18 protein-coding genes and 1 pseudogene are annotated in these 16,613 nt (G+C 71.1%); 10 read left to right on the top strand and 9 right to left on the bottom strand.

Translation table 11 applies throughout. The features are described 5' to 3' along the window. Nucleotides 1-152 precede the first annotated feature (152 nt). From ACFWBW_RS37930 to ACFWBW_RS37920, 3 genes are all read left to right on the top strand, one after another. Complete coding sequence (locus ACFWBW_RS37930; protein ID WP_385383151.1) at nucleotides 153-1,106, top strand: hypothetical protein; 954 nt, start codon at nucleotides 153-155, stop codon at nucleotides 1,104-1,106. 51 nt (nucleotides 1,107-1,157) lie between these two features. Then, nucleotides 1,158-2,027 (top strand): DUF3152 domain-containing protein, encoded by an 870-nt coding sequence (locus tag ACFWBW_RS37925; RefSeq protein ID WP_385383148.1) that lies wholly within the window; start codon nucleotides 1,158-1,160, stop codon nucleotides 2,025-2,027. 106 nt (nucleotides 2,028-2,133) lie between these two features. Next, a complete protein-coding gene (locus ACFWBW_RS37920) occupies nucleotides 2,134-2,469 on the top strand; it encodes a response regulator transcription factor (RefSeq protein ID WP_385383145.1) in 336 nt (111 codons plus the stop codon). On the opposite strand, the gene ACFWBW_RS37915 is transcribed toward ACFWBW_RS37920, so the two are convergent. The 4 genes from ACFWBW_RS37915 to ACFWBW_RS37900 all read right to left on the bottom strand — a co-directional run bounded on the left by ACFWBW_RS37915 (nucleotide 2,435) and on the right by ACFWBW_RS37900 (nucleotide 6,351). Further along, nucleotides 2,435-3,097 carry a hypothetical protein gene (locus ACFWBW_RS37915; RefSeq protein ID WP_385383142.1) on the bottom strand — a complete coding sequence of 221 codons (663 nt, stop codon included), beginning with the start codon at nucleotides 3,095-3,097 and terminating at the stop codon, nucleotides 2,435-2,437. The genes ACFWBW_RS37920 and ACFWBW_RS37915 overlap by 35 nt on opposite strands. 6 nt (nucleotides 3,098-3,103) lie before the next feature. Continuing rightward, nucleotides 3,104-4,303 (bottom strand): cyclic dehypoxanthinyl futalosine synthase, encoded by a 1,200-nt coding sequence (mqnC, locus tag ACFWBW_RS37910; RefSeq protein ID WP_385383139.1) that lies wholly within the window; start codon nucleotides 4,301-4,303, stop codon nucleotides 3,104-3,106. Between the two features lie 190 nt (nucleotides 4,304-4,493). Further along, entirely contained in the window at nucleotides 4,494-5,279 is a 786-nt protein-coding gene (locus tag ACFWBW_RS37905) for a prepilin peptidase (protein WP_385383136.1), read from the bottom strand. 208 nt (nucleotides 5,280-5,487) lie between these two features. Next, the gene (locus ACFWBW_RS37900) at nucleotides 5,488-6,351 is read right to left on the bottom strand and encodes a menaquinone biosynthetic enzyme MqnA/MqnD family protein (RefSeq protein WP_385383133.1); all 864 of its coding nucleotides are present in this window, start codon (nucleotides 6,349-6,351) and stop codon (nucleotides 5,488-5,490) included. Nucleotides 6,352-6,588: 237 nt separating this feature from the next. Here ACFWBW_RS37900 and ACFWBW_RS37895 point away from each other — a divergent pair, with 237 nt between their 5' ends. Both ACFWBW_RS37895 and ACFWBW_RS37890 read left to right on the top strand, forming a co-directional pair. Continuing rightward, entirely contained in the window at nucleotides 6,589-6,792 is a 204-nt protein-coding gene (locus ACFWBW_RS37895; RefSeq protein WP_112451444.1) for a cold-shock protein, read from the top strand. A gap of 139 nt (nucleotides 6,793-6,931) precedes the next feature. Next, nucleotides 6,932-7,391 (top strand): annotated as a pseudogene (locus ACFWBW_RS37890) (TetR-like C-terminal domain-containing protein); the annotation flags it as partial. 189 nt (nucleotides 7,392-7,580) lie between these two features. Here ACFWBW_RS37890 and ACFWBW_RS37885 read toward each other — a convergent pair. Beyond that, nucleotides 7,581-9,293: a lytic transglycosylase domain-containing protein gene (locus ACFWBW_RS37885; RefSeq protein WP_385383130.1), complete on the bottom strand. Its 1,713-nt coding sequence runs from the start codon at nucleotides 9,291-9,293 to the stop codon at nucleotides 7,581-7,583. 340 nt (nucleotides 9,294-9,633) lie between these two features. On the opposite strand from ACFWBW_RS37885, the gene ACFWBW_RS37880 reads away from it, so the two are divergent. The 3 genes from ACFWBW_RS37880 to ACFWBW_RS37870 all read left to right on the top strand — a co-directional run bounded on the left by ACFWBW_RS37880 (nucleotide 9,634) and on the right by ACFWBW_RS37870 (nucleotide 12,445). Beyond that, complete coding sequence (locus tag ACFWBW_RS37880) at nucleotides 9,634-10,446, top strand: thioredoxin domain-containing protein (RefSeq protein ID WP_385383127.1); 813 nt, start codon at nucleotides 9,634-9,636, stop codon at nucleotides 10,444-10,446. A 284-nt stretch (nucleotides 10,447-10,730) separates the two neighbouring features. Continuing rightward, the gene (locus ACFWBW_RS37875; RefSeq protein WP_385383124.1) at nucleotides 10,731-10,997 is read left to right on the top strand and encodes a hypothetical protein; all 267 of its coding nucleotides are present in this window, start codon (nucleotides 10,731-10,733) and stop codon (nucleotides 10,995-10,997) included. Between the two features lie 50 nt (nucleotides 10,998-11,047). Next, nucleotides 11,048-12,445: an NB-ARC domain-containing protein gene (locus tag ACFWBW_RS37870; RefSeq protein WP_385383121.1), complete on the top strand. Its 1,398-nt coding sequence runs from the start codon at nucleotides 11,048-11,050 to the stop codon at nucleotides 12,443-12,445. Nucleotides 12,446-12,464: 19 nt separating this feature from the next. On the opposite strand, the gene ACFWBW_RS37865 is transcribed toward ACFWBW_RS37870, so the two are convergent. Beyond that, the gene (locus ACFWBW_RS37865; RefSeq protein ID WP_385383172.1) at nucleotides 12,465-12,887 is read right to left on the bottom strand and encodes an ATP-binding protein; all 423 of its coding nucleotides are present in this window, start codon (nucleotides 12,885-12,887) and stop codon (nucleotides 12,465-12,467) included. A gap of 124 nt (nucleotides 12,888-13,011) precedes the next feature. Here ACFWBW_RS37865 and ACFWBW_RS37860 point away from each other — a divergent pair, with 124 nt between their 5' ends. Then, nucleotides 13,012-13,881 (top strand): Scr1 family TA system antitoxin-like transcriptional regulator, encoded by an 870-nt coding sequence (locus tag ACFWBW_RS37860; protein WP_385383118.1) that lies wholly within the window; start codon nucleotides 13,012-13,014, stop codon nucleotides 13,879-13,881. Then, nucleotides 13,878-14,126, top strand: coding sequence for a DUF397 domain-containing protein (locus ACFWBW_RS37855; RefSeq protein ID WP_385383115.1), 249 nt, complete (start codon nucleotides 13,878-13,880; stop codon nucleotides 14,124-14,126). Before ACFWBW_RS37860 ends, ACFWBW_RS37855 begins: the two co-directional genes overlap by 4 nt. A gap of 46 nt (nucleotides 14,127-14,172) precedes the next feature. Here ACFWBW_RS37855 and ACFWBW_RS37850 read toward each other — a convergent pair whose 3' ends face one another. The 3 genes from ACFWBW_RS37850 to ACFWBW_RS37840 all read right to left on the bottom strand — a co-directional run bounded on the left by ACFWBW_RS37850 (nucleotide 14,173) and on the right by ACFWBW_RS37840 (nucleotide 16,145). Continuing rightward, nucleotides 14,173-14,505, bottom strand: coding sequence for a hypothetical protein (locus ACFWBW_RS37850; protein WP_385383113.1), 333 nt, complete (start codon nucleotides 14,503-14,505; stop codon nucleotides 14,173-14,175). Further along, a complete protein-coding gene (locus ACFWBW_RS37845; protein ID WP_385383110.1) occupies nucleotides 14,505-15,026 on the bottom strand; it encodes a DUF6232 family protein in 522 nt (173 codons plus the stop codon). Before ACFWBW_RS37845 ends, ACFWBW_RS37850 begins: the two co-directional genes overlap by 1 nt. Before the next feature lie 351 nt (nucleotides 15,027-15,377). Then, a complete protein-coding gene (locus ACFWBW_RS37840; RefSeq protein ID WP_385383107.1) occupies nucleotides 15,378-16,145 on the bottom strand; it encodes a sporulation protein in 768 nt (255 codons plus the stop codon). Between the last annotated feature and the right edge of the window lie 468 nt (nucleotides 16,146-16,613).

Genomic DNA, 16,613 nt, shown 5'->3' with positions numbered 1-16,613 from the left:
GGCAAGACCGCCCAACCATGCCTTACTCCCTCTCACTCCCCTCCCTCCTCCCCCCCCCCCTCCCCCACCCCCCTCACCCCCCCTCCCTCCCCCCTCCCATCCTCCTCCACCCCCCCCGCGCCCACATCGTCTCATCTCCCACCGGAGCCCTCATGCCCTTCCCCCGCCGCCTGCTGCGACCCCTCGGCGTCGCCTTGTTACCCCTGGCCCTCGCGGGCTGCGGCGGCTCGGACCCGGGCGGCGGCTCGTCCGCCGAGGAGCCCTCGACCGGCGCCGTCACGACCTTGCTGGCCAGCGCCGACCTTCGCTTCCCGCTCGACGCGTACGTACCGACCGGGGAGCAGAACTCCCAGCTGACGAAGGCCCAGGACAAGCTGGTCGACCGGTGCATGCAGCGCTACGGGTTCCGGTACGAGTCCCCGCGCGCCGGGTCCGTGGCGCAGCCGCGCGACGAGAGCAGGCGTTACGGGCTGTCCGACGCCGCGGTCGCCGCCCGCTACGGCTACAACAACCCGGCGCTGGAGAACCGCCCGCCCAAGCCGGCGGCGAAGCAGCTCGGGCCGAACGAGAAGCTCTTCCTGCACGGCGAGGAACAGGTGGATCCCGCGAAACCCATCCCCATGAGCCAGGAGGAATCCGAGAAATCGGGTCTGGGTTCCCTCACCGTCGACGGAAAGAAGGTGCCGTCGGGCGGCTGCCTGCGGGAATCCTTCCTCAAGCTCTACGCCCCGGTGAAGAACTCCGTGGACATCATGGTCCCGCAGAACTTCGGATTCGATGCCTACGGGCGCTCCCGGCAGGACAGCCGGGTCGAAAAGGCGATCAAGGAATGGTCCGCCTGCATGGCCGAAAAGGGCTACCGGACCGACAATCCGGTCAGCCCCGAACTGGGATTCAACGACGCCACCCTCGGATCTCCGCAAGCCGTCACCGCCGCGCAGCAGGACGTGACCTGCAAGCAGCGCACCAATCTGGTGGGCATCTGGTTCGCGGTCGAAGTCGCCTACCAGAAGCGGCTGATCGAGCAGAACGCCGAGGTACTGGCGCTGGCCAAGACGCAGTTGGAGGAGCGGATGCGACTCGCCGCCCAGCTCACGTCCGCCTGATCCACGACGCGACACACGACGCGACGCAATGCGAACCGACTCGGCTCTGACATGACGAAACACCGCTCTACCCGCCGCCGCTCCGCCCGCCGCCTGCCCGCACGGCTGGTGCTGCCGCTCGTGCTCTGCTCGGGGGCCGCCGTCGCGGCGGCCGTGGCGGGGCTCCTGCCCCAGGTGTCCGCACCCCGCGCGGACCTCTCCGCCCCACAGCCCCCGCAGTCCGGGCAGACGGCCCCGCTAGACCCCGCACCCCTGCCCGCGCCCACGCCTTCCCCCTCACCGACGACCTCACCGGCGTCCTCGCCGACGCCCGCCCCGAGCCCCTCCGCCACCCCCGCCCCGAGCCCTCCGGCCGTCCCGGAGCGGGGGCCCGGCACCTTCCGGGCCTCCACCGTCTCCGGCCCCCGCCACGGTTCCGGACCGGTACGGCGCTACCGGGTCGAGGCCGAGGACGGCTCCGGCGTCGATCCGGACGAGGCCGCCCGCGCGGTGGACGCCGTGCTCGGGGACCCGCGCGGCTGGACCCGCGACCCGCGGTACGGGTTCCGGTTGACCGGGTCCGGCCCGGTGGAGTTCACGGTGCGCATCGCCACCCCGGCCACCACGGACCGCCTCTGCCAGGTGGTGACCCCGGAGCTGAAGGGGGAGGTGAACTGCCGCAGCGGGCACCAGGTGGTCGTCAACCTCCGGCGCTGGCAGCTCGGTTCTCCCCAGTTCGACGGTTCGCCCGCCGCGTACCGGGCGCTGATCGTCAACCACGAGGTGGGCCACGAACTGGGCCGCGGCCACGAGACCTGCCCCGGCCCGGGGCTGCCCGCGCCGGCGATGATGCAGCAGCTCAAAGGGCTGCTGGGCTGCCGGTCGAACGCCTGGCCGTTCGACTCGCGCGGGAATTACGTGAGGGGGCCTCTCGTCCCGTGATCGACCGTCCCCACCGGATCGTCACGGTTCTGACCGAATCCCGCCATTCCCCTCTCCAGCCCTGCAGTTACAATGAAAAATCGATCGAAACATCCCGGGGGGGATCATGGAAATCGACAACGGCATGACCATCTGTCTGCCCAGCCGGTTCCAGTCCGGGCCGGAGTCCGGGAGCGGCTCCGCGGCCGAGTCCGGATCTGAGGAAGAAATTCAGCTCACGCGCCAAGAGTCGGTCGTATTCATGAATTTATGCACGGGCGCGAGCAACTCGGAGCTGGCGGAGAAGCTCCGCCTGTCCGTCGGCACCGTCAAATTCCACGTGTCCAACATCCGCGAGAAGCTGGGCGGGCTCAGCCGCCTCCAGGTCTGTCTCCTGTCCGCCCTCACCCAGACGGATACCGCCGGGCTCAGCGCCGGCGGTGGAGCAGCCTGCCGCCGATGACCGTGGCCACACAGCTCGTCGGGCCCTCCACCAGCAGCTCCACCGGACCGGCCACCGCGAACACCGCGAACCGCGCCGGGGCGCCCGGCTCCAGGACTCCGTGGAAGGCCTCCTCGGCCGCGCTCCGGCCGGCGAGCGGGTCCAGGGAGGCCGGCCCCTCGTAGGGAGCGGGCGCAACGACGGTGAGCCCCGAGCGGACCACGGCCGTCCGGACGGCCGGGACGGTGAGGCGGCCGGCCACCGCGACCACCCCGCGGGCGAGCAGCTTCTGCGTACCGCGCCGCGCGCTGTTGCCCCAGCGCGGCTCCGTCATCTTCAGGTCCGCCAACGCCTCGGCGCCGCTGATCGGTTCGGCCCCGAGCTCGGTGATCTCGTACGGGTCGTCCGGGTAGTACGTGCGCTCCAGCAGCTCGTCGCCGCCGCGCACCAGCAACCCCGGGGTCAGCACCCCGGGCCAGGTGCGGGCGCGCGCGTGCGGGTAGGCCGCGGCGAGCTCCTCGTACGGGCCCACCCGGGCGATGCGGTCGCCCTCGACCAGGACCGCGCCGCCGGGCAGCGGCGCGGGTCCCGGTCCGGGTCCGGTGGTGGCTCCCGTGACGAGGAGTTCGGCGGTGTGGATCGTCAGCACGGGCGCTCAGTTCGAGGAGATGAGCTTCAGCTCGGGGTGAGCCGTACCGCCCTCGATGGCGGTGGAGGAGATGTGCGAGACCACGCGGTCGTCGACCGGGTCGTTCGCCGGGTCCTCGTGCACGAGGAGGTGCTCGTACGTCGTGGCGCGCTGCGCCGGGACGCGGCCCGCCTTGCGGATGAGGTCGATGATCTCCATGCGGTTGGAGCGGTGCTTGGCACCGGCGGAGGAGACCACGTTCTCCTCCAGCATGATCGAACCGAGGTCGTCGGCGCCGTAGTGCAGGGAGAGCTGGCCCGCCTCCTTGCCGACGGTGAGCCAGGAACCCTGGATGTGGGCGATGTTGTCGAGGAAGAGCCGCGCGATGGCGATCATGCGCAGGTACTCGAAGACGGTCGCCTGGGTCCGGCCCTTGAGGTGGTTGTTCTCGGGCTGGTACGTGTACGGGATGAAGGCGCGGAAGCCGCCCGTGCGGTCCTGCGTGTCCCGGATCATCGCGATGTGCTCGATGCGCTCGGCGTTGGTCTCGCCGGTGCCCATCAGCATGGTGGAGGTGGACTCCACGCCCAGCTTGTGGGCGATCTCCATGATCTCCAGCCAGCGCTCGCCGGACTCCTTGAGCGGGGCGATCGCCTTGCGCGGCCGCTCGGGGAGCAGCTCGGCGCCGGCGCCCGCGAAGGAGTCGAGGCCGGCGGCGTGGATGCGCTGGATCGCTTCCTCCGCCGACACCTTGGAGATCCGGGCCATGTGGTCGACCTCGGACGCGCCGAGGGAGTGGATGACCAGCTGCGGGAAGGCCTGCTTGATGGCGGAGAAGTGGTGCTCGTAGTACTCGACGCCGTAGTCCGGGTGGTGGCCGCCCTGGAACATGATCTGCGTGCCGCCCAGCTCGACGGTCTCCGCGCAGCGGCGCAGGATGTCGTCGAGGTCGCGGGACCAGCCCTTCTTCACGTCCTTGGGGGCCGCGTAGAAGGCGCAGAACTTGCACGCCGTCACACACACGTTGGTGTAGTTGATGTTGCGCTCGATGATGTACGTCGCGATGTGCTCGGTACCGGCGTAGCGCAGCCGGCGGGCCGCGTCGGCGGCCTGGCCCAGCGCGTGCAGCGGCGCGTGGCGGTAGAGGTCGAGCGCCTCTTCCTTGGTGATCCGGCCCCCAGCGGCGGCTCGGTCGAGGACTGACTGGAGAGCGGCCTGGTCGGTCACCGGTGCGTCACCTTTCGGCTGTGTCGTTCGGCTGGCGTTCGGCTGTGTCAAGGTGCCGGACCGATCCAGCCTACGCCAGCCGCCCCCTCCCCCGCCGTGGCCCCCTGCCGGGCGTACGGGGCCCCTGCTCAGCGGCGCTCGGAGGTGACCGGCGGAGGCGACCGGCGGAGGCGACCGGCAGCGCAGGCGATCACAGGCCCGCCACGCCGCCGAGGCCGAGTCCCGCCCAGACCACGCCCGCGAGGGCGCCGCCCGCCATGAACGGGCCGAAGGGGATCGGGCTGCTGCGGTCCGCCCGGCGCAGGGCGATCAGGGTGAGGCCGTGCGCGGCGCCCCCGAGGAAGGCGGCGAAGGTTCCGGCGAAGAGCACGGGCCACCCGTACCAGCCGAGCACCTGACCCACGACGAGCGCGAGTTTGACGTCGCCGAAGCCCATGCCGCGCGGGTTGATGAAGAAGAGGACGAGGTAGACGCCGCCGAGGGCGAGCCCGCCGAGCAGCGCCCGCGTCCAGGAGCCGCCGGCTCCCCCGAACCGGGCGGCCGCTCCGAGGGCCACGGCGGTTCCGGCGGCCAGCGGGAGGGTCAGTACGTCGGGCAGCCGGTGCACGGCCCGGTCCACGAGGCAGAGCAGCACGGTGAAGGGCGCCAGCAGCAGCCAGACGGCCAGCTCGGGCCGCGCCCCCACCCCGGCCCCGAGCGCGAGGCACACCAGGATGGTCGCGAGAACGGCCCCGCCGGCGGGCGCGAAGCCCCCGCGCCAGCGGTTGCGGGCGCCCGGCGCGGGCGGCGCGCACCGGGGGCAGACCGGGAGGCCGAGCCAGCCGCGGGCCGGTCCGGTCAGCGGATGCCCGGCCGGGCAGGCCGAGCGCCGGGGCAGGTCCGGCTCCACCGCGAGGCGGTAGACGGCGCGGGGCAGCAGAAGACCGGCCAGCGTGCCCCAGAGCGTGACCCCGGCCACGAATCCCGTAATGCCCATGTCAGATTTCGCCCCCCGCCCCGCCGCATCTTGGCGATGGACGGTAGCAGGGGGCGGTTGTCCCCTACCCGCCCACGCCCGCACGGGGGCCGCAGCGGGGGACGGTGAAAGGGGAACGCATTCCCGGTGAACGCCGGGTATTCACCTTCCCGCTCCGCTCCATTCCGCTCTGCGGAAAGGCGGAAGGCGAATACCCTCATAAGCCGCGCTAACGACCCGGAACGCCCACCGGCAGGAGCTCCACGTTCACATCGGGCGCATAGCCCGTCGTGAGTCCCGTGCGCCGCGCGAATTCACGTACGCCGGCCAGTTGGTCGGGACCGAAGCGGAAGTCGAGCGTCGTGAAGTAGCGCTCCAGGAGTTCCGCGTCGAAGGCCTCCCAGCGGGCCGCCTGCTCGGCCACCTTGCCGACCTCCTCCAGGGAGACGTCCCGGGAGGCGAGGAAGGCCTCGTGGACCTTCCGCACGACCTCCGGCTCGCGCTCCAGGTACTCCTTGCGGGCGGCCCAGACGGCGAAGACGAACGGCAGTCCGGTCCACTCCTTCCACATCGCCCCCAGGTCGTGGACGGTGAGCCCGAGCCGGGGCGCGTCGTGCAGCGAGGCTCGCAGCGCGGCGTCGCCGATCAGCACCGCCGCGTCCGCCTCCTGCATCATCAGGCCCAGGTCGGGCGGGCAGGTGTAGTAGTCGGGCCGTACGCCGTACTTCTCCGCGAGCAGCAGCTGGGCCAGGCGTACGGACGTTCTCGAGGTGGATCCCAGAGCGACGCGGGCGCCGTCCAGCTGGTCCAGGGGGACCTGCGAGACGATCACGCAGGACATGACGGGGCCGTCGCAGCCGACCGCGAGGTCGGGGAAGGCGACGAGGTCGTCCGCGTTGCGGAGGAACTCCACGAGGGTGATGGGACCGATGTCCAAGCCGCCCTGGACGAGGCTCGCGCTGAGCTTCTCCGGGGTGTCCTTGGTCAGCTCCAGGTCCAGCAGCGTGCCGGTTCTGGCCAGCCCCCAGTAGAGGGGCAGGCAGTTCAGGAACTGAATGTGGCCGACACGGGGCCGGCTGCGATAGGCGTCCACATCGCGAGACTAGCCCCCGCGTCTCCGTCAGCCGTCTGGCGGGTCTCAAACGTCCGAGTGACGTGATCTTTCCCTCTGGTCTCGGCCGGGATGTGCGTGCTAGGCTCGACGCAAGTTGCAGTTTGGTTTCCCTTGCAGTACGAGGCCTGCGGAGAATGTGACCCGCAGGCTTTTGTAGTTTTCAGACTTCTTAGCAGGTTCTGGAGCAGGGCGACCCTTTGGCCCATAGGAGGGCTCATGGCTACCGGAACCGTCAAGTGGTTCAACGCTGAAAAGGGCTTCGGCTTCATCGCCCAGGACGGCGGCGGCCCGGATGTCTTCGTCCACTACTCCGCGATCAACGCCGCCGGCTTCCGCTCCCTTGAGGAGAACCAGCTGGTGAACTTCGACGTCACCCAGGGTCCGAAGGGCCCGCAGGCGGAGAACGTCACCCCGGCCTAGTCGCCTGGGCCAACCAATCGCGGTTGGATATGCAGTACCCAAGGAGCCCTGTCTTCTCTGCGCGAGCAGAGTCGACGGGGCTCCTGCCTTTTCCCTGGCCGGGTCGTGGAACCGGGCCTGCGGCGCAGCGCCCCCCGGCAGCCTCTACGCGCACGTACCGCAGCCTGGAAGACCTCCGCGGGCGGATCGCTCTGCTGGCGGCGGACGAGAAGACGCTGCTCATCGCCGAGGCGACTGCCGGACTCGCCGGACGGGACGCGCTCATCGCGTTCGCCAACGCCTGGCGGGACTACGCCCACCGGTGTCCCGGCCGCTACGCGGCGACGCAGGCCCCGCTCAAGATCGACCCCGAGCTGGCCGCAAAGGCCGCCGGGCCGCGCCGCGCGGTCGCGCTGACGTACGGCATGCTGCGCGGCTACGGACTGGCGGAGCCTGATCTGACCGACGCGGCCCGGCTGCTGCTCAGCACGTTCCACGGGTTCGTGGCCCTGGAGGCCTCCGGCGGTTTCGCCCACGCGCGGACGCCTCAGGCCTCCTGGCTCTGGTCCCTCGACGCCCTGCACACCCTGCTGAGCCAGCGCTCCACCCACCACGAGGGGGGGCACCGCGTGAGCACCCGGACCACCCGCAGCCTGCGCGTGCGCGGCGCGACCCTGCACTACGAGGTGCGCGGCCGGGGCCCGCTCCTGCTGCTGATCCCCGGCGGGACGGGCGGGGCGGCCGCCTTCGACGGAGTCGCCGACGCCCTGGCGGCCGAGTACACCGTCGCGTCCTACGATCCGCGGGTACTAGCTCTTGCGGGTCGGCTGGTCGGTCGTCGGGGGCTTCGTCGCGGGAGGCTCGGTGACCGGGGGCTCGGTGACGGGGGGCTCGGTGACGGTGATCTTCAGGAAGACGACCGCCTGGTCCGAGATCCGCACGCGGAGCGTGTACGTGCCCGCCGCGACGCCGGTGGTGGACAGTTCCGGCAGGGCGATCTTGCCGTCCTCGCCGGTCGCCGGGAGCGCCAGCTCCGTCAGCTTGTTGCCGTCCTTGTCCAGGAAGTACGGGGTCTCCCCCGCCTTCGCCGGGTCCGCGGGGACCCACTTGCCGTCCGCGGTCTCGGTGCCGAGCCCGGCCGTGGCCTTGGCACCGGCGACCGGCTTGTCCTTCGCCGTCGCCAGGAACTGCACGCCCTTGATCGCGGTTCCGGCTTCCACGGTGAGCGGCTTGCCGGCGTTCGCGTCGCTGCGGACGAGCTGGTCCGCCTCCGGGACGGGTACCGGCGTGGCCGGGGTGACCTTGCCCTGGATCTTCACGGAGACCTCGGTCGAAGCCACGTAGCCCGAGGCGCGCACGACGAAGGTGCCCGCCTTGCGGCCCGCCTTCAGCTTCGGGACCCGGACCAGGCCCTTTTCGTTGGTGCGCAGGACCGCGTAGTCCTTGCCGTCCGCCGCGAAGACGGTGCGGCCCGTGGTGTCGTCGTCGACGGAGAACACGATCACCTGGTCGACGGCCGGCATGCCGTTGGTCAGCACCGCCTTGACGAGCGGGGTGCGCGCGAACTCGGTCCCGGCCTCGGCCGCGAGCTCCCTGGTGCCGATCCGGACCAGCTTGTCCAGGGTCGGGGCCGGGGTGGGCGGGGTCGGCGTCGGCGGCGTGGGGGTCGGGGGCGGCGTGGGAGCCGGCGTCGGGGGCGGGGTCGGCACGGGTGCCGGCGGGGCCGGGGGCGTCGGCAGGGTCGGCGGGTTCGGCACCGGGGTCGCGCCCTGGCCGGCCTGGTACTGGCGCATGTAGCCGAGCACCGTGTTCACGTACTCGCGCGACCTGTTGTAGCTGAGGATCGCCTTGTCGAGGTCGCCCGCGTCGGTGAGGTTGCGCTGGCCCGCGCAGAGGTAGAGGCCGGCGCCCAGGGCGGCGTCGTAGATGTTGTTCGGGTCGCGCTTGCCGTCGGCGTTGCCGTCGGCGCCCCAGGTCGACCAGGTGGAGGGGATGAACTGCATCGGGCCGACCGCGCGGTCGTACTCGGCGTCGGCGTCCCACTCGCCCTTGTCGGTGTCCCTGATCTCGGCGAAGCCGTTGCCGTCCAGGCGCGGCCCGCGGATCGGCTTCTCGGTGTACCCGTCCACCTTGAGCCCGTAGCCGGAGGCGTGCACGGACTCCACCCTGCCTATGCCCGCGAGCAGTTGCCAGGGCAGGTGGCAGCCGGGGAGCGCTGCGGCCACCGATATCTCGGCACGCTTGTAGGCGTCGAGGGCGGTCGCGGGTATACCGGCCGTGGCCCCGTTGGGGCTGGCGGCACCGGGGGGCGCGGGCGGCGGGTCGGCGACCAGGTCCGGGAGTTCCAGCCGGGCGTCACCGCGATCGGTGGCCTGGGGGCTGTCGGGGGTCGGCTCGGCTTCCCCGGCGCCCGCGATCGGCGTGTTGGTCACGACCGCGGCGGTGGTCAGGCTGGCCGCGAGGGCGGCCGTGCACATGACTTTGCGCGAGGTGTTGACGAGGTGACGGTGAAGTGGCTTCACAGTGCGGCGATCCCCCCAGAGCGGTGGCCGATCCGGGCCCCCGTAAAACGTAAAAAAAGTCGTATAACGCTCCGCGCACCCGAACACCTTCGCGCGGACGGCCGAGCGGACGGTCGATCGGGCCGTGGAGGTTAACTGTCTATCAGTTCTTCGCGCGCGACTCACCGCCGCCCCGGGAGATGTGTCCCACCATTCGCCTGCCCTTCACAGGACCTTCCACAGGACCTTGGGCAGGACCGCACCCAGGACCTTGTACGGAAACGGACAAAGGACTTAGGTCCCCGCCCGATTCGCACCAATGGCACCTACTTGAGCGCTCTACGATCTTTATCCTTGGGGCATGGCAAGCAGTAAGAAGGACCAGCGGCGCGAGGCCCGCGACCGGATGCGCGAGGAGCGCGAGGCCCAGGCCCGCCGCGAGAAGCTGCGCGGGCGGTTGCTGATCGGCGGCGCGCTGGTCGCCGTACTGGCCCTCGCGGTCGGCGTCGGGATGTACGCGGCGAACTCCTCCGGCTCGGGCGCTTCCGCCGACGAGGGCGCCGACAAGCCCTTCGTCCAGCCCGCCCACACCACCGGCAAGGACGGGATCGTGATCCCGTACGGCAAGGCCGACGCGAAGAACGTCCTCTCCGTCTGGCTCGACCCGCGCTGCCCCTACTGCGCGGGCGTCGAGATCGGCCTCGGCAAGACCATCAAGGAGCAGGCGGACGCGGGCACGTACCGCGTCGAGTACCACTTCGCCACGTTCCTGGACAAGGCGCTGGGCGGCGGCAAGGGCTCCAAGCGGGCGGTCAACGCGCTGGGCGCGGCGGTGAACGAGAGCCCGGAGAAGTTCATGGAGTACCTCCAGGTGCTCTACAAGAACCACCCGGAGAAGGAATCGGACGACAAGTTCGGCTCCACGGCCACCCTGCTGGAGCTCGCGGATCAGGTCCCGGGCCTGCGGACGCCCGCCTTCAACCAGGCGGTCAAGGAACTCACCTACATGCCGTGGGTCGAAAAGGTCGGCCAGGCCTTCTACGACCAGGACATGAAGGGCACTCCGGACGTCTCCGTCAACGGCACGAAGCTCACGGTGAACTCGGGGAAGGGGATCGACTCGATCACCCCGGACGAGTTCAAGAAGCTGATCGCGGACAACCTGAAGAAGTAGCCGGGCGGGCGGTCAGGGCGACTCCGGCTCCCCGGCCGCCGCCTTCGCCTTCTCGTCGAGCTGATCCCCGTACCCGGGAAGAACACCCCGTCGCACGCGGAGCAGAACCGGGCCCCCGCGGCGGCCTCGGCCACCCGCCCGGCGCCGGCCTCCACCCGCCGCTTGTCCCTGCCCTCGCTGCGGACGACGGCGATCGTCCCGACCATGACGAGCAGCGCGGCGACGATCCCCACCGGCAGGAGCCACGGCCGGACTCGTGGCCGGGGGCGGCTCGGAGCAGGAGCGTGCCCTCCAGGCGACGGTGTGGCGGACCCGCATCGAGGACCTCCTGGAAGGCCCTGGACGGCGAGCAGCAGGAGCAGGCGGCCACCGAGCTGCGCACCCTGCTGGAGGACACGGCAGCGGACGGCGGGGTATCGGCCGCAGCCGGCGGCGTGGCCGCCGGGCGGGACGTCACCGTGACCGCCGAGGGCGGATCGATCGCGGCGGCCGTGCTGCAGGGCGGCGCGCACATCGGCCCCCCTCCGGTGCCGGATCCGGCCCAGGGCTGACCGGACCGGCGTACCCAAGCCTTCCCGACAGCACCCCGCCCGTCGGCGGTGTGCAGGTCCACGCCGGACAGGGCAGCCTGGCGGCGTACCGCGTCGACCACATCACCTACCAGGCGGCGCCACGGCATGCCGTCTCCTGGCCGCACCAGGTCGGGGTGATCCCCCGCCGGGCCGGTTCCTTCCAGGACCGGGCCGAGGTGCACCGGCTGCGCTCCGCCGTGGAGGGCGGCGGTACGGCGGTCGTCTGCCAGGTCCTGGCCGGGATGGGCGGCGTGGGCAAGACCCAGCTCGCGGCCGACCACGCCCGCCACGCCTGGGCCGACGGACAGGTCGACCTGCTGGTGTGGGTCACCGACGCCTACGCCCGTGCCGCCGCCGACATCCTGCACGCGGACCCTGCCGACCCGGAGCGGGCCGCGCAGGCGTTCCTGGCCTGGCTCGGACCCGCGCCGGGCCGGCCCCGCCGGCTGATCGTCCTGGACGACGTCGCCGACCCGGGCGACCTGCGCGACCTGTGGCCGCCGGCCCATCCACACGGCCGGACCCTGGTCACCACCCGCCGACGCGACGCCGCCCTGGCCACCCACGGCCGCCTGGTCCCGGTGGGCCTGTTCACCCCGGCCGAGGCCACCGCCCACCTCCAGCAGGCCCTGGCCGCCCAGGGCCGCCGCGAACCCGAAGCGAACCTCGCCGCCCTGGCCCAGGACCTCGGTCACCTTCCGCTCGCCCTGTCCCAGGCCGCCGCCTACCTCATCGACACCCACATCACGGTCGCCCGCTACCGTGCCCGCCTCGCCGACCGCGCGCGCCACCTCGCCGACCTGCTCCCCGAACCCGGTGGCCTGCCCGACGACCAGTCGACCCCCGCGGCCGCCGCCTGGTCCCTGTCCGTGGACCGCGCGGACGAACTCCGCCCGGCGGGCCTGGCCCGTCCCCTGCTCCAGCTCGCCGCGATGCTCGACCCGAACGGCATCCCGCACGAGGTCCTGACCGGCGATCCTGCCCTCACGGGCCACCGCGCGTTCCTGCACCGTCACAGCCCCGCCCCCGAACCCCCGGCGGTCACCGAGGAGGAGGCGACCGGCGCGCTGCGGGCGCTCCACCGGCTGAGCCTGATCGACCACTCCCCCGACGAAGCCCAGCAGGCCGTACGCGTCCACCAGATGACCCACGCCTGGCCCGACACCGAGCGCGACGCCGGCCTGACCAGTGCCCTGCGCGCCAACACCACGGCCCTGAACGCGTGCGCCGAAGGCGCCCTGCACCAGCCCGCCGTCCACGCGGTGCTCTACCGCCTCGGCGAAAGCCTCGGCCGGGCCGGGCAGTTGGCCGCCGCCGTCCACCACCTCACGGACACCGCCACCCGCTACTCGGGCCCGGACCACCCCAGCACCCTCACCACCCGGCGGCACGTCACCTACTGGCTCCGGGCGGCCGAGGAGCGATGACGGCCGCCACTCCCCCGGGTCACAAGCATGCCCACACCGTCTTCCCCGGCCCGCCCCGCTCCCTCGGCGCGACGCCCCACTCCCGCGCCAGGGCCCGTACGAGCACCAGCCCGCGCCCGCCCTCCGCCGACCAGGGGTCCACGGGCTGCGGCTCCTGCGGCGGCGCCTGGTCCCCCCGGGCGTCGCTCACCTCCACGCGGACCCGCAGGCCGTCGTAGCCGAGCCGTACCTCGAAGTCCCGGCCGGGCACGCGCCCGTGCAGCACGGCGTTCGCGGCCAACTCCCCCACCACCAGCTCCACGTCCTCCGCGAGGGCGCAGCCGTGCGGGATCCCCCAGGCCGCGAGCTGCACCCCGGCCAGCCGCCGGGCGAGCCGGGCCCCGCGCGGGGTGGCGGAGAGGCGCTGCCGGAACTCCGCCGGTGCCATGTCACTCAATTCCATCGTCACGTCACCGAGCGTGGCCGGTCCGCCGTACGCTTTCCAGGACCGGTGGCGCTACGGGGAACCCCCGTAGGACCGGCGGTGGTTGCGTGTACGGCCTGTACGGACGAGGGCGGTTCAGCGTATGAACGACCTGTCGGAACGCGAGGAGGAGCCGGAGCGACCCGTGGAGGTCGACGGCACCGCGTACCTCTTCAAGGCGCTCGGCAAAATCATCAAGGTGCTGCGGGAACGGGCGGGCTTGCAGCAGAAGGAGCTCGCGGCGCTCGTCCACGTGGGAGAGGACCTGGTGTCCTCCATCGAGCGGGGCGTACGAACACCCCAGCCGGACTTCCTGGAGAACGTCGACCGAGCGCTTGGCGCCGGGGGCGTCCTGAACGCGGCCATCCCGGACGTGAGGGATGCGCTGAAGCGGGCGCGGACCCGGCACCCGGATTGGTTCCGGAAGTTCGCGGACGCGGAGGCGGGGTCTGTGGCGCTGCACTACTACGCGGCCCAGGCCATACCCGGACTCCTCCAGACGGAGGCATACGCGCGGGCCATTTTCCGGCATCGTCGGCCGGTACTGGATGAGGGAACGATCGAGAAGCGGGTGTCGGACCGACTAGCCCGACAAGCAATCCTTGAACAGTGGCCTGCCCCCACCTTCAGCTTCGTCCTTGAACACTCCATCCTGCTCCGCCTCACGGGCGGACCAGAGGTCCGGAGGGAGCAACTGCAGCGCCTCCTCCAGATCGGCCGCCTCCGCACTGTGCACCTTCAGGTGATGCCGACCGAGCTGGACGAACACCCGGGCCTGGAGGGTGCGTTCACCCTGCTCCGCCCCAAAGGACGCAACGAGGTTGCCTACACAGAGACCTACGGCCACGCGAACCTCATCACGGACCCCGAACGGGTGAGGATCTACACCGAGCGCTATGGGATCATCCGGGCACAGGCACTCACGCCACACGAGTCACTGGCCCTGATCGAGAAGTTGCTGGGAGAACTATGAACACCACACACCTGGCCTGGTTCAAGAGCAGCTACAGCGGTGGCGAGGGCGGCGAGTGCCTCGAAGTCGCCTTTGACTGGCGGAAGTCGAGCTACAGCGACGGCGAAGGCGGCCAGTGCGTAGAGGTGGCAGGCTGCGCAGAGTCCGTGCACATCCGGGACTCCAAGGTCCACGCCGGACCCCAGCTCTCCGTCGCCCCCGGCGCCTGGGCAGCTTTCCTCGGCGGGGTCGCAGAAGAGGCGTAGGACAAGGGGGCCACTGCCCGTGGCCCCCTCGCCTTCCGTTTGCGGGTCAGCCCAGCAGGGCCTTGACCGCCGCGATCACCGGAACTCCGGCCTCTCCCACGAGCGTGGCAATTCCGGAGAACGTCCCGAGGATTCTCCGGAATCTCGCCTCCGGCGGATTCCCTTGGAGCTCTTCCAACGCCGCGTCGACTTCCGCCCGGTCACCCTCGTCCAGGTGCTTCCTCATCGCCTGGACTTCTTCGAGAAGCTTTTCGATCGCCGAGGCCTCCGGTGGATTTCCGCCGACGTATTTACCCCCGGCCACGATGTCTCCGGAGCCGCTGTGCGCGGCGTTTCCGATGCTCCCGGCACCGTGCTGCGTATAGCTGTCGCCGGCCATCAGCGGCTACCTCCCCGGATGTCCCCGGAGCCGCTGTGTTCGGCCCGGCCGATGCTGCCGGCGCCGTACTGCTTGATCTGGTCGCCCATGACGGCTTCCTTGATGTTGATGGTCACCGGGGCGGCGTTGGGCCGGCCGATGGCCTTCGTGATCTCGAAGACCAGGTTCTCGATCTCGGCGCGGTCCAGGGACCACACTGCCTCGCGCTGGATGCCCGAGGTGTTGAGGACCAGGCCGTACACCGGAGGCCTGCTGATGACCTTCACGAGCTGCCAGATCAGCAGCCCGAAGACGGCTACCGCGATGACTCCGGCGATGTTCCCGAAGATGGCCGCCGCGATGCCGCCGATGATGACGCAGAGGACTGCCCGGCCGATGAACCTGCGCCAGGCCGCCCCCTTGTCCACCTCCAATACGCGCTGCCCTACGTGGGAGATGTTGTGCAACGGATAAGCCTCACCGTCGACAAACAGAACACCCTCTTGTACGCGGACTTGGACTGTCGAATTACCATCCGCCATTTTGCGCCCCCCTGGCTCTTTTTGGCGTTGACGGCACGAAGTGTAGGGCGGCTAAGACCGGCCAAGTAGGGATTGGACCATTTCGACGTAGTCATGATCCATTCCGGATTCCGCTTGACATGCGGCACGGCGGAATGCGGGGTTCCCCTGCTGCCGGGCCCTGGCCGTGCGGCCGCTGCGAGGTACGTACGGGTGGGACACGGGCTGGGTGCTCGCCGAGGGGGACCGCAAGGGGGAGCTGTACGTGCTGGACGAGTACGAGAACACCGGGAACGACATCAGCCACGTCGCGTTCGGGGCGGGGCGCCGGCCCAGGGGTGAAGTCCGTCCCCCAGGCCGGCCATCCCGGGATTACTTCTTGTAGGACGGCCAGTAGGTGGTCACGTGCTCCCTCAGGGTCTCCGTCCAGGCCTGCTGATCCAGCTCGTCGTAGACGAAGGTGGCCGGCGGATAGCCGCCCGGGTGGGTGTCGAGGGAGTTCTCGCGGGCGGTGAACACCGTCTCGAGCTCCAAGGTCCCCCACTTCATGTGCTCCGGGAGGAAGAAGTCGATCTCCTGCCAGTACTTCTCCGTCTGCCGGGACTTCATGCTCGGCGCCAGCGTCGGGTGGAACCCGATCTTGACCTCGGCCTCGTGCAGGCGGAATCCCAGGTCCGTGTAGGCCTGGAGGATCGCGTCCTGCGCCGGGAGGGCGTGGACCTCGATCTCGTCGAAGTCCCCCTGGTCCACCGACTTGTCGACGGCCAGCTCGGTACGGACGGCGGCCCGCCCGCCCGTGATGGGCGCGCCCAGCGCGTGCGTGAGCGGCATCTCCCACGGCAGTACGACCTCACCGCGGACCGTCACCGTCTGCCCGGCGGGCAGCCGGAAGCCTTCGATCTCGGCCGTCGCGACCGTATAGGGGTGCTTCCAGGCGGTCTTGCCGCCGCTCAGTTCACGGTCCTCGGCCCGTACGACCACCTCCAGCCGCACCCGCTCGATGTCCACATCGGCGCCGCCGCCCACGGCGGTGACCACGACGCGCAGCGTCCCGCCCGGGCTGACCCGCGGGTTCTCGACGACCGTCTCCACGCTCGGCGCGTTGACGCCGAGGGCGCTCAGGAACTTGCGCAATGCCATGGCTCTCCCCACTCACTGACCGGCTCCCCCGCCGGTCGATGGGATCACTCTAAGCAGCGTGCCCAGCAGGGGAGTTCGCGGCCAGCCCGCCAGCCCCAGACGGCGGTCAGCCGCTCAGCCGAGACGGACTGCGTAGCGATCCGATGCGCCCACCGACCCTGGGGCCCGTCCCCTCCACCTCTCGCTCATGCCGGCCGTCGACGGTCACGGGAAGGGTGTCCAGACCCCCCGGCCCTGGATGCTCCGACCGTCCCGCGCCTCTGTACCGACTGAGGTCACGGTCCTGCCGGGGCCGTGTCCAGACGACCTCCGGCCGGAGAAGGCACAGGCATCTCAGACGAGGCCGCTCCTCCCCACACCCTCCCCCCGGCCGTTCCCCGGGGGGATCCCGGAAGTCTTGTGGCGTTTCGGGGTGGGTCGGTCGGTCAAGGGTGGCCGAAGGCCATCGCGAAGCGACGCGACCGAAGG

The organism is Streptomyces sp. NPDC059957 (genome assembly GCF_042730015.1).
In the GTDB taxonomy this organism is placed as follows: Bacteria; Actinomycetota; Actinomycetes; order Streptomycetales; family Streptomycetaceae; genus Streptomyces.
Note: the sequence above shows the minus strand (reverse complement) of the source record. Positions and strands in the feature narration are given on the sequence as shown.

Excerpts from the sequence above, each read along its gene's own strand:
- ACFWBW_RS37930 (WP_385383151.1), top strand. The coding sequence starts at position 153 with ATGCCCTTCCCCCGCCGCCTGCTGCGACCCCTCGGCGTCGCCTTGTTA.
- ACFWBW_RS37925 (WP_385383148.1), top strand. The coding sequence starts at position 1,158 with ATGACGAAACACCGCTCTACCCGCCGCCGCTCCGCCCGCCGCCTGCCC.
- ACFWBW_RS37920 (WP_385383145.1), top strand. The coding sequence starts at position 2,134 with ATGGAAATCGACAACGGCATGACCATCTGTCTGCCCAGCCGGTTCCAG.
- ACFWBW_RS37905 (WP_385383136.1), bottom strand. The coding sequence starts at position 5,279 with ATGGGCATTACGGGATTCGTGGCCGGGGTCACGCTCTGGGGCACGCTG.
- ACFWBW_RS37895 (WP_112451444.1), top strand. The coding sequence starts at position 6,589 with ATGGCTACCGGAACCGTCAAGTGGTTCAACGCTGAAAAGGGCTTCGGC.
- ACFWBW_RS37880 (WP_385383127.1), top strand. The coding sequence starts at position 9,634 with ATGGCAAGCAGTAAGAAGGACCAGCGGCGCGAGGCCCGCGACCGGATG.
- ACFWBW_RS37865 (WP_385383172.1), bottom strand. The coding sequence starts at position 12,887 with ATGGAATTGAGTGACATGGCACCGGCGGAGTTCCGGCAGCGCCTCTCC.
- ACFWBW_RS37860 (WP_385383118.1), top strand. The coding sequence starts at position 13,012 with ATGAACGACCTGTCGGAACGCGAGGAGGAGCCGGAGCGACCCGTGGAG.
- ACFWBW_RS37855 (WP_385383115.1), top strand. The coding sequence starts at position 13,878 with ATGAACACCACACACCTGGCCTGGTTCAAGAGCAGCTACAGCGGTGGC.
- ACFWBW_RS37850 (WP_385383113.1), bottom strand. The coding sequence starts at position 14,505 with ATGGCCGGCGACAGCTATACGCAGCACGGTGCCGGGAGCATCGGAAAC.
- ACFWBW_RS37845 (WP_385383110.1), bottom strand. The coding sequence starts at position 15,026 with ATGGCGGATGGTAATTCGACAGTCCAAGTCCGCGTACAAGAGGGTGTT.
- ACFWBW_RS37840 (WP_385383107.1), bottom strand. The coding sequence starts at position 16,145 with ATGGCATTGCGCAAGTTCCTGAGCGCCCTCGGCGTCAACGCGCCGAGC.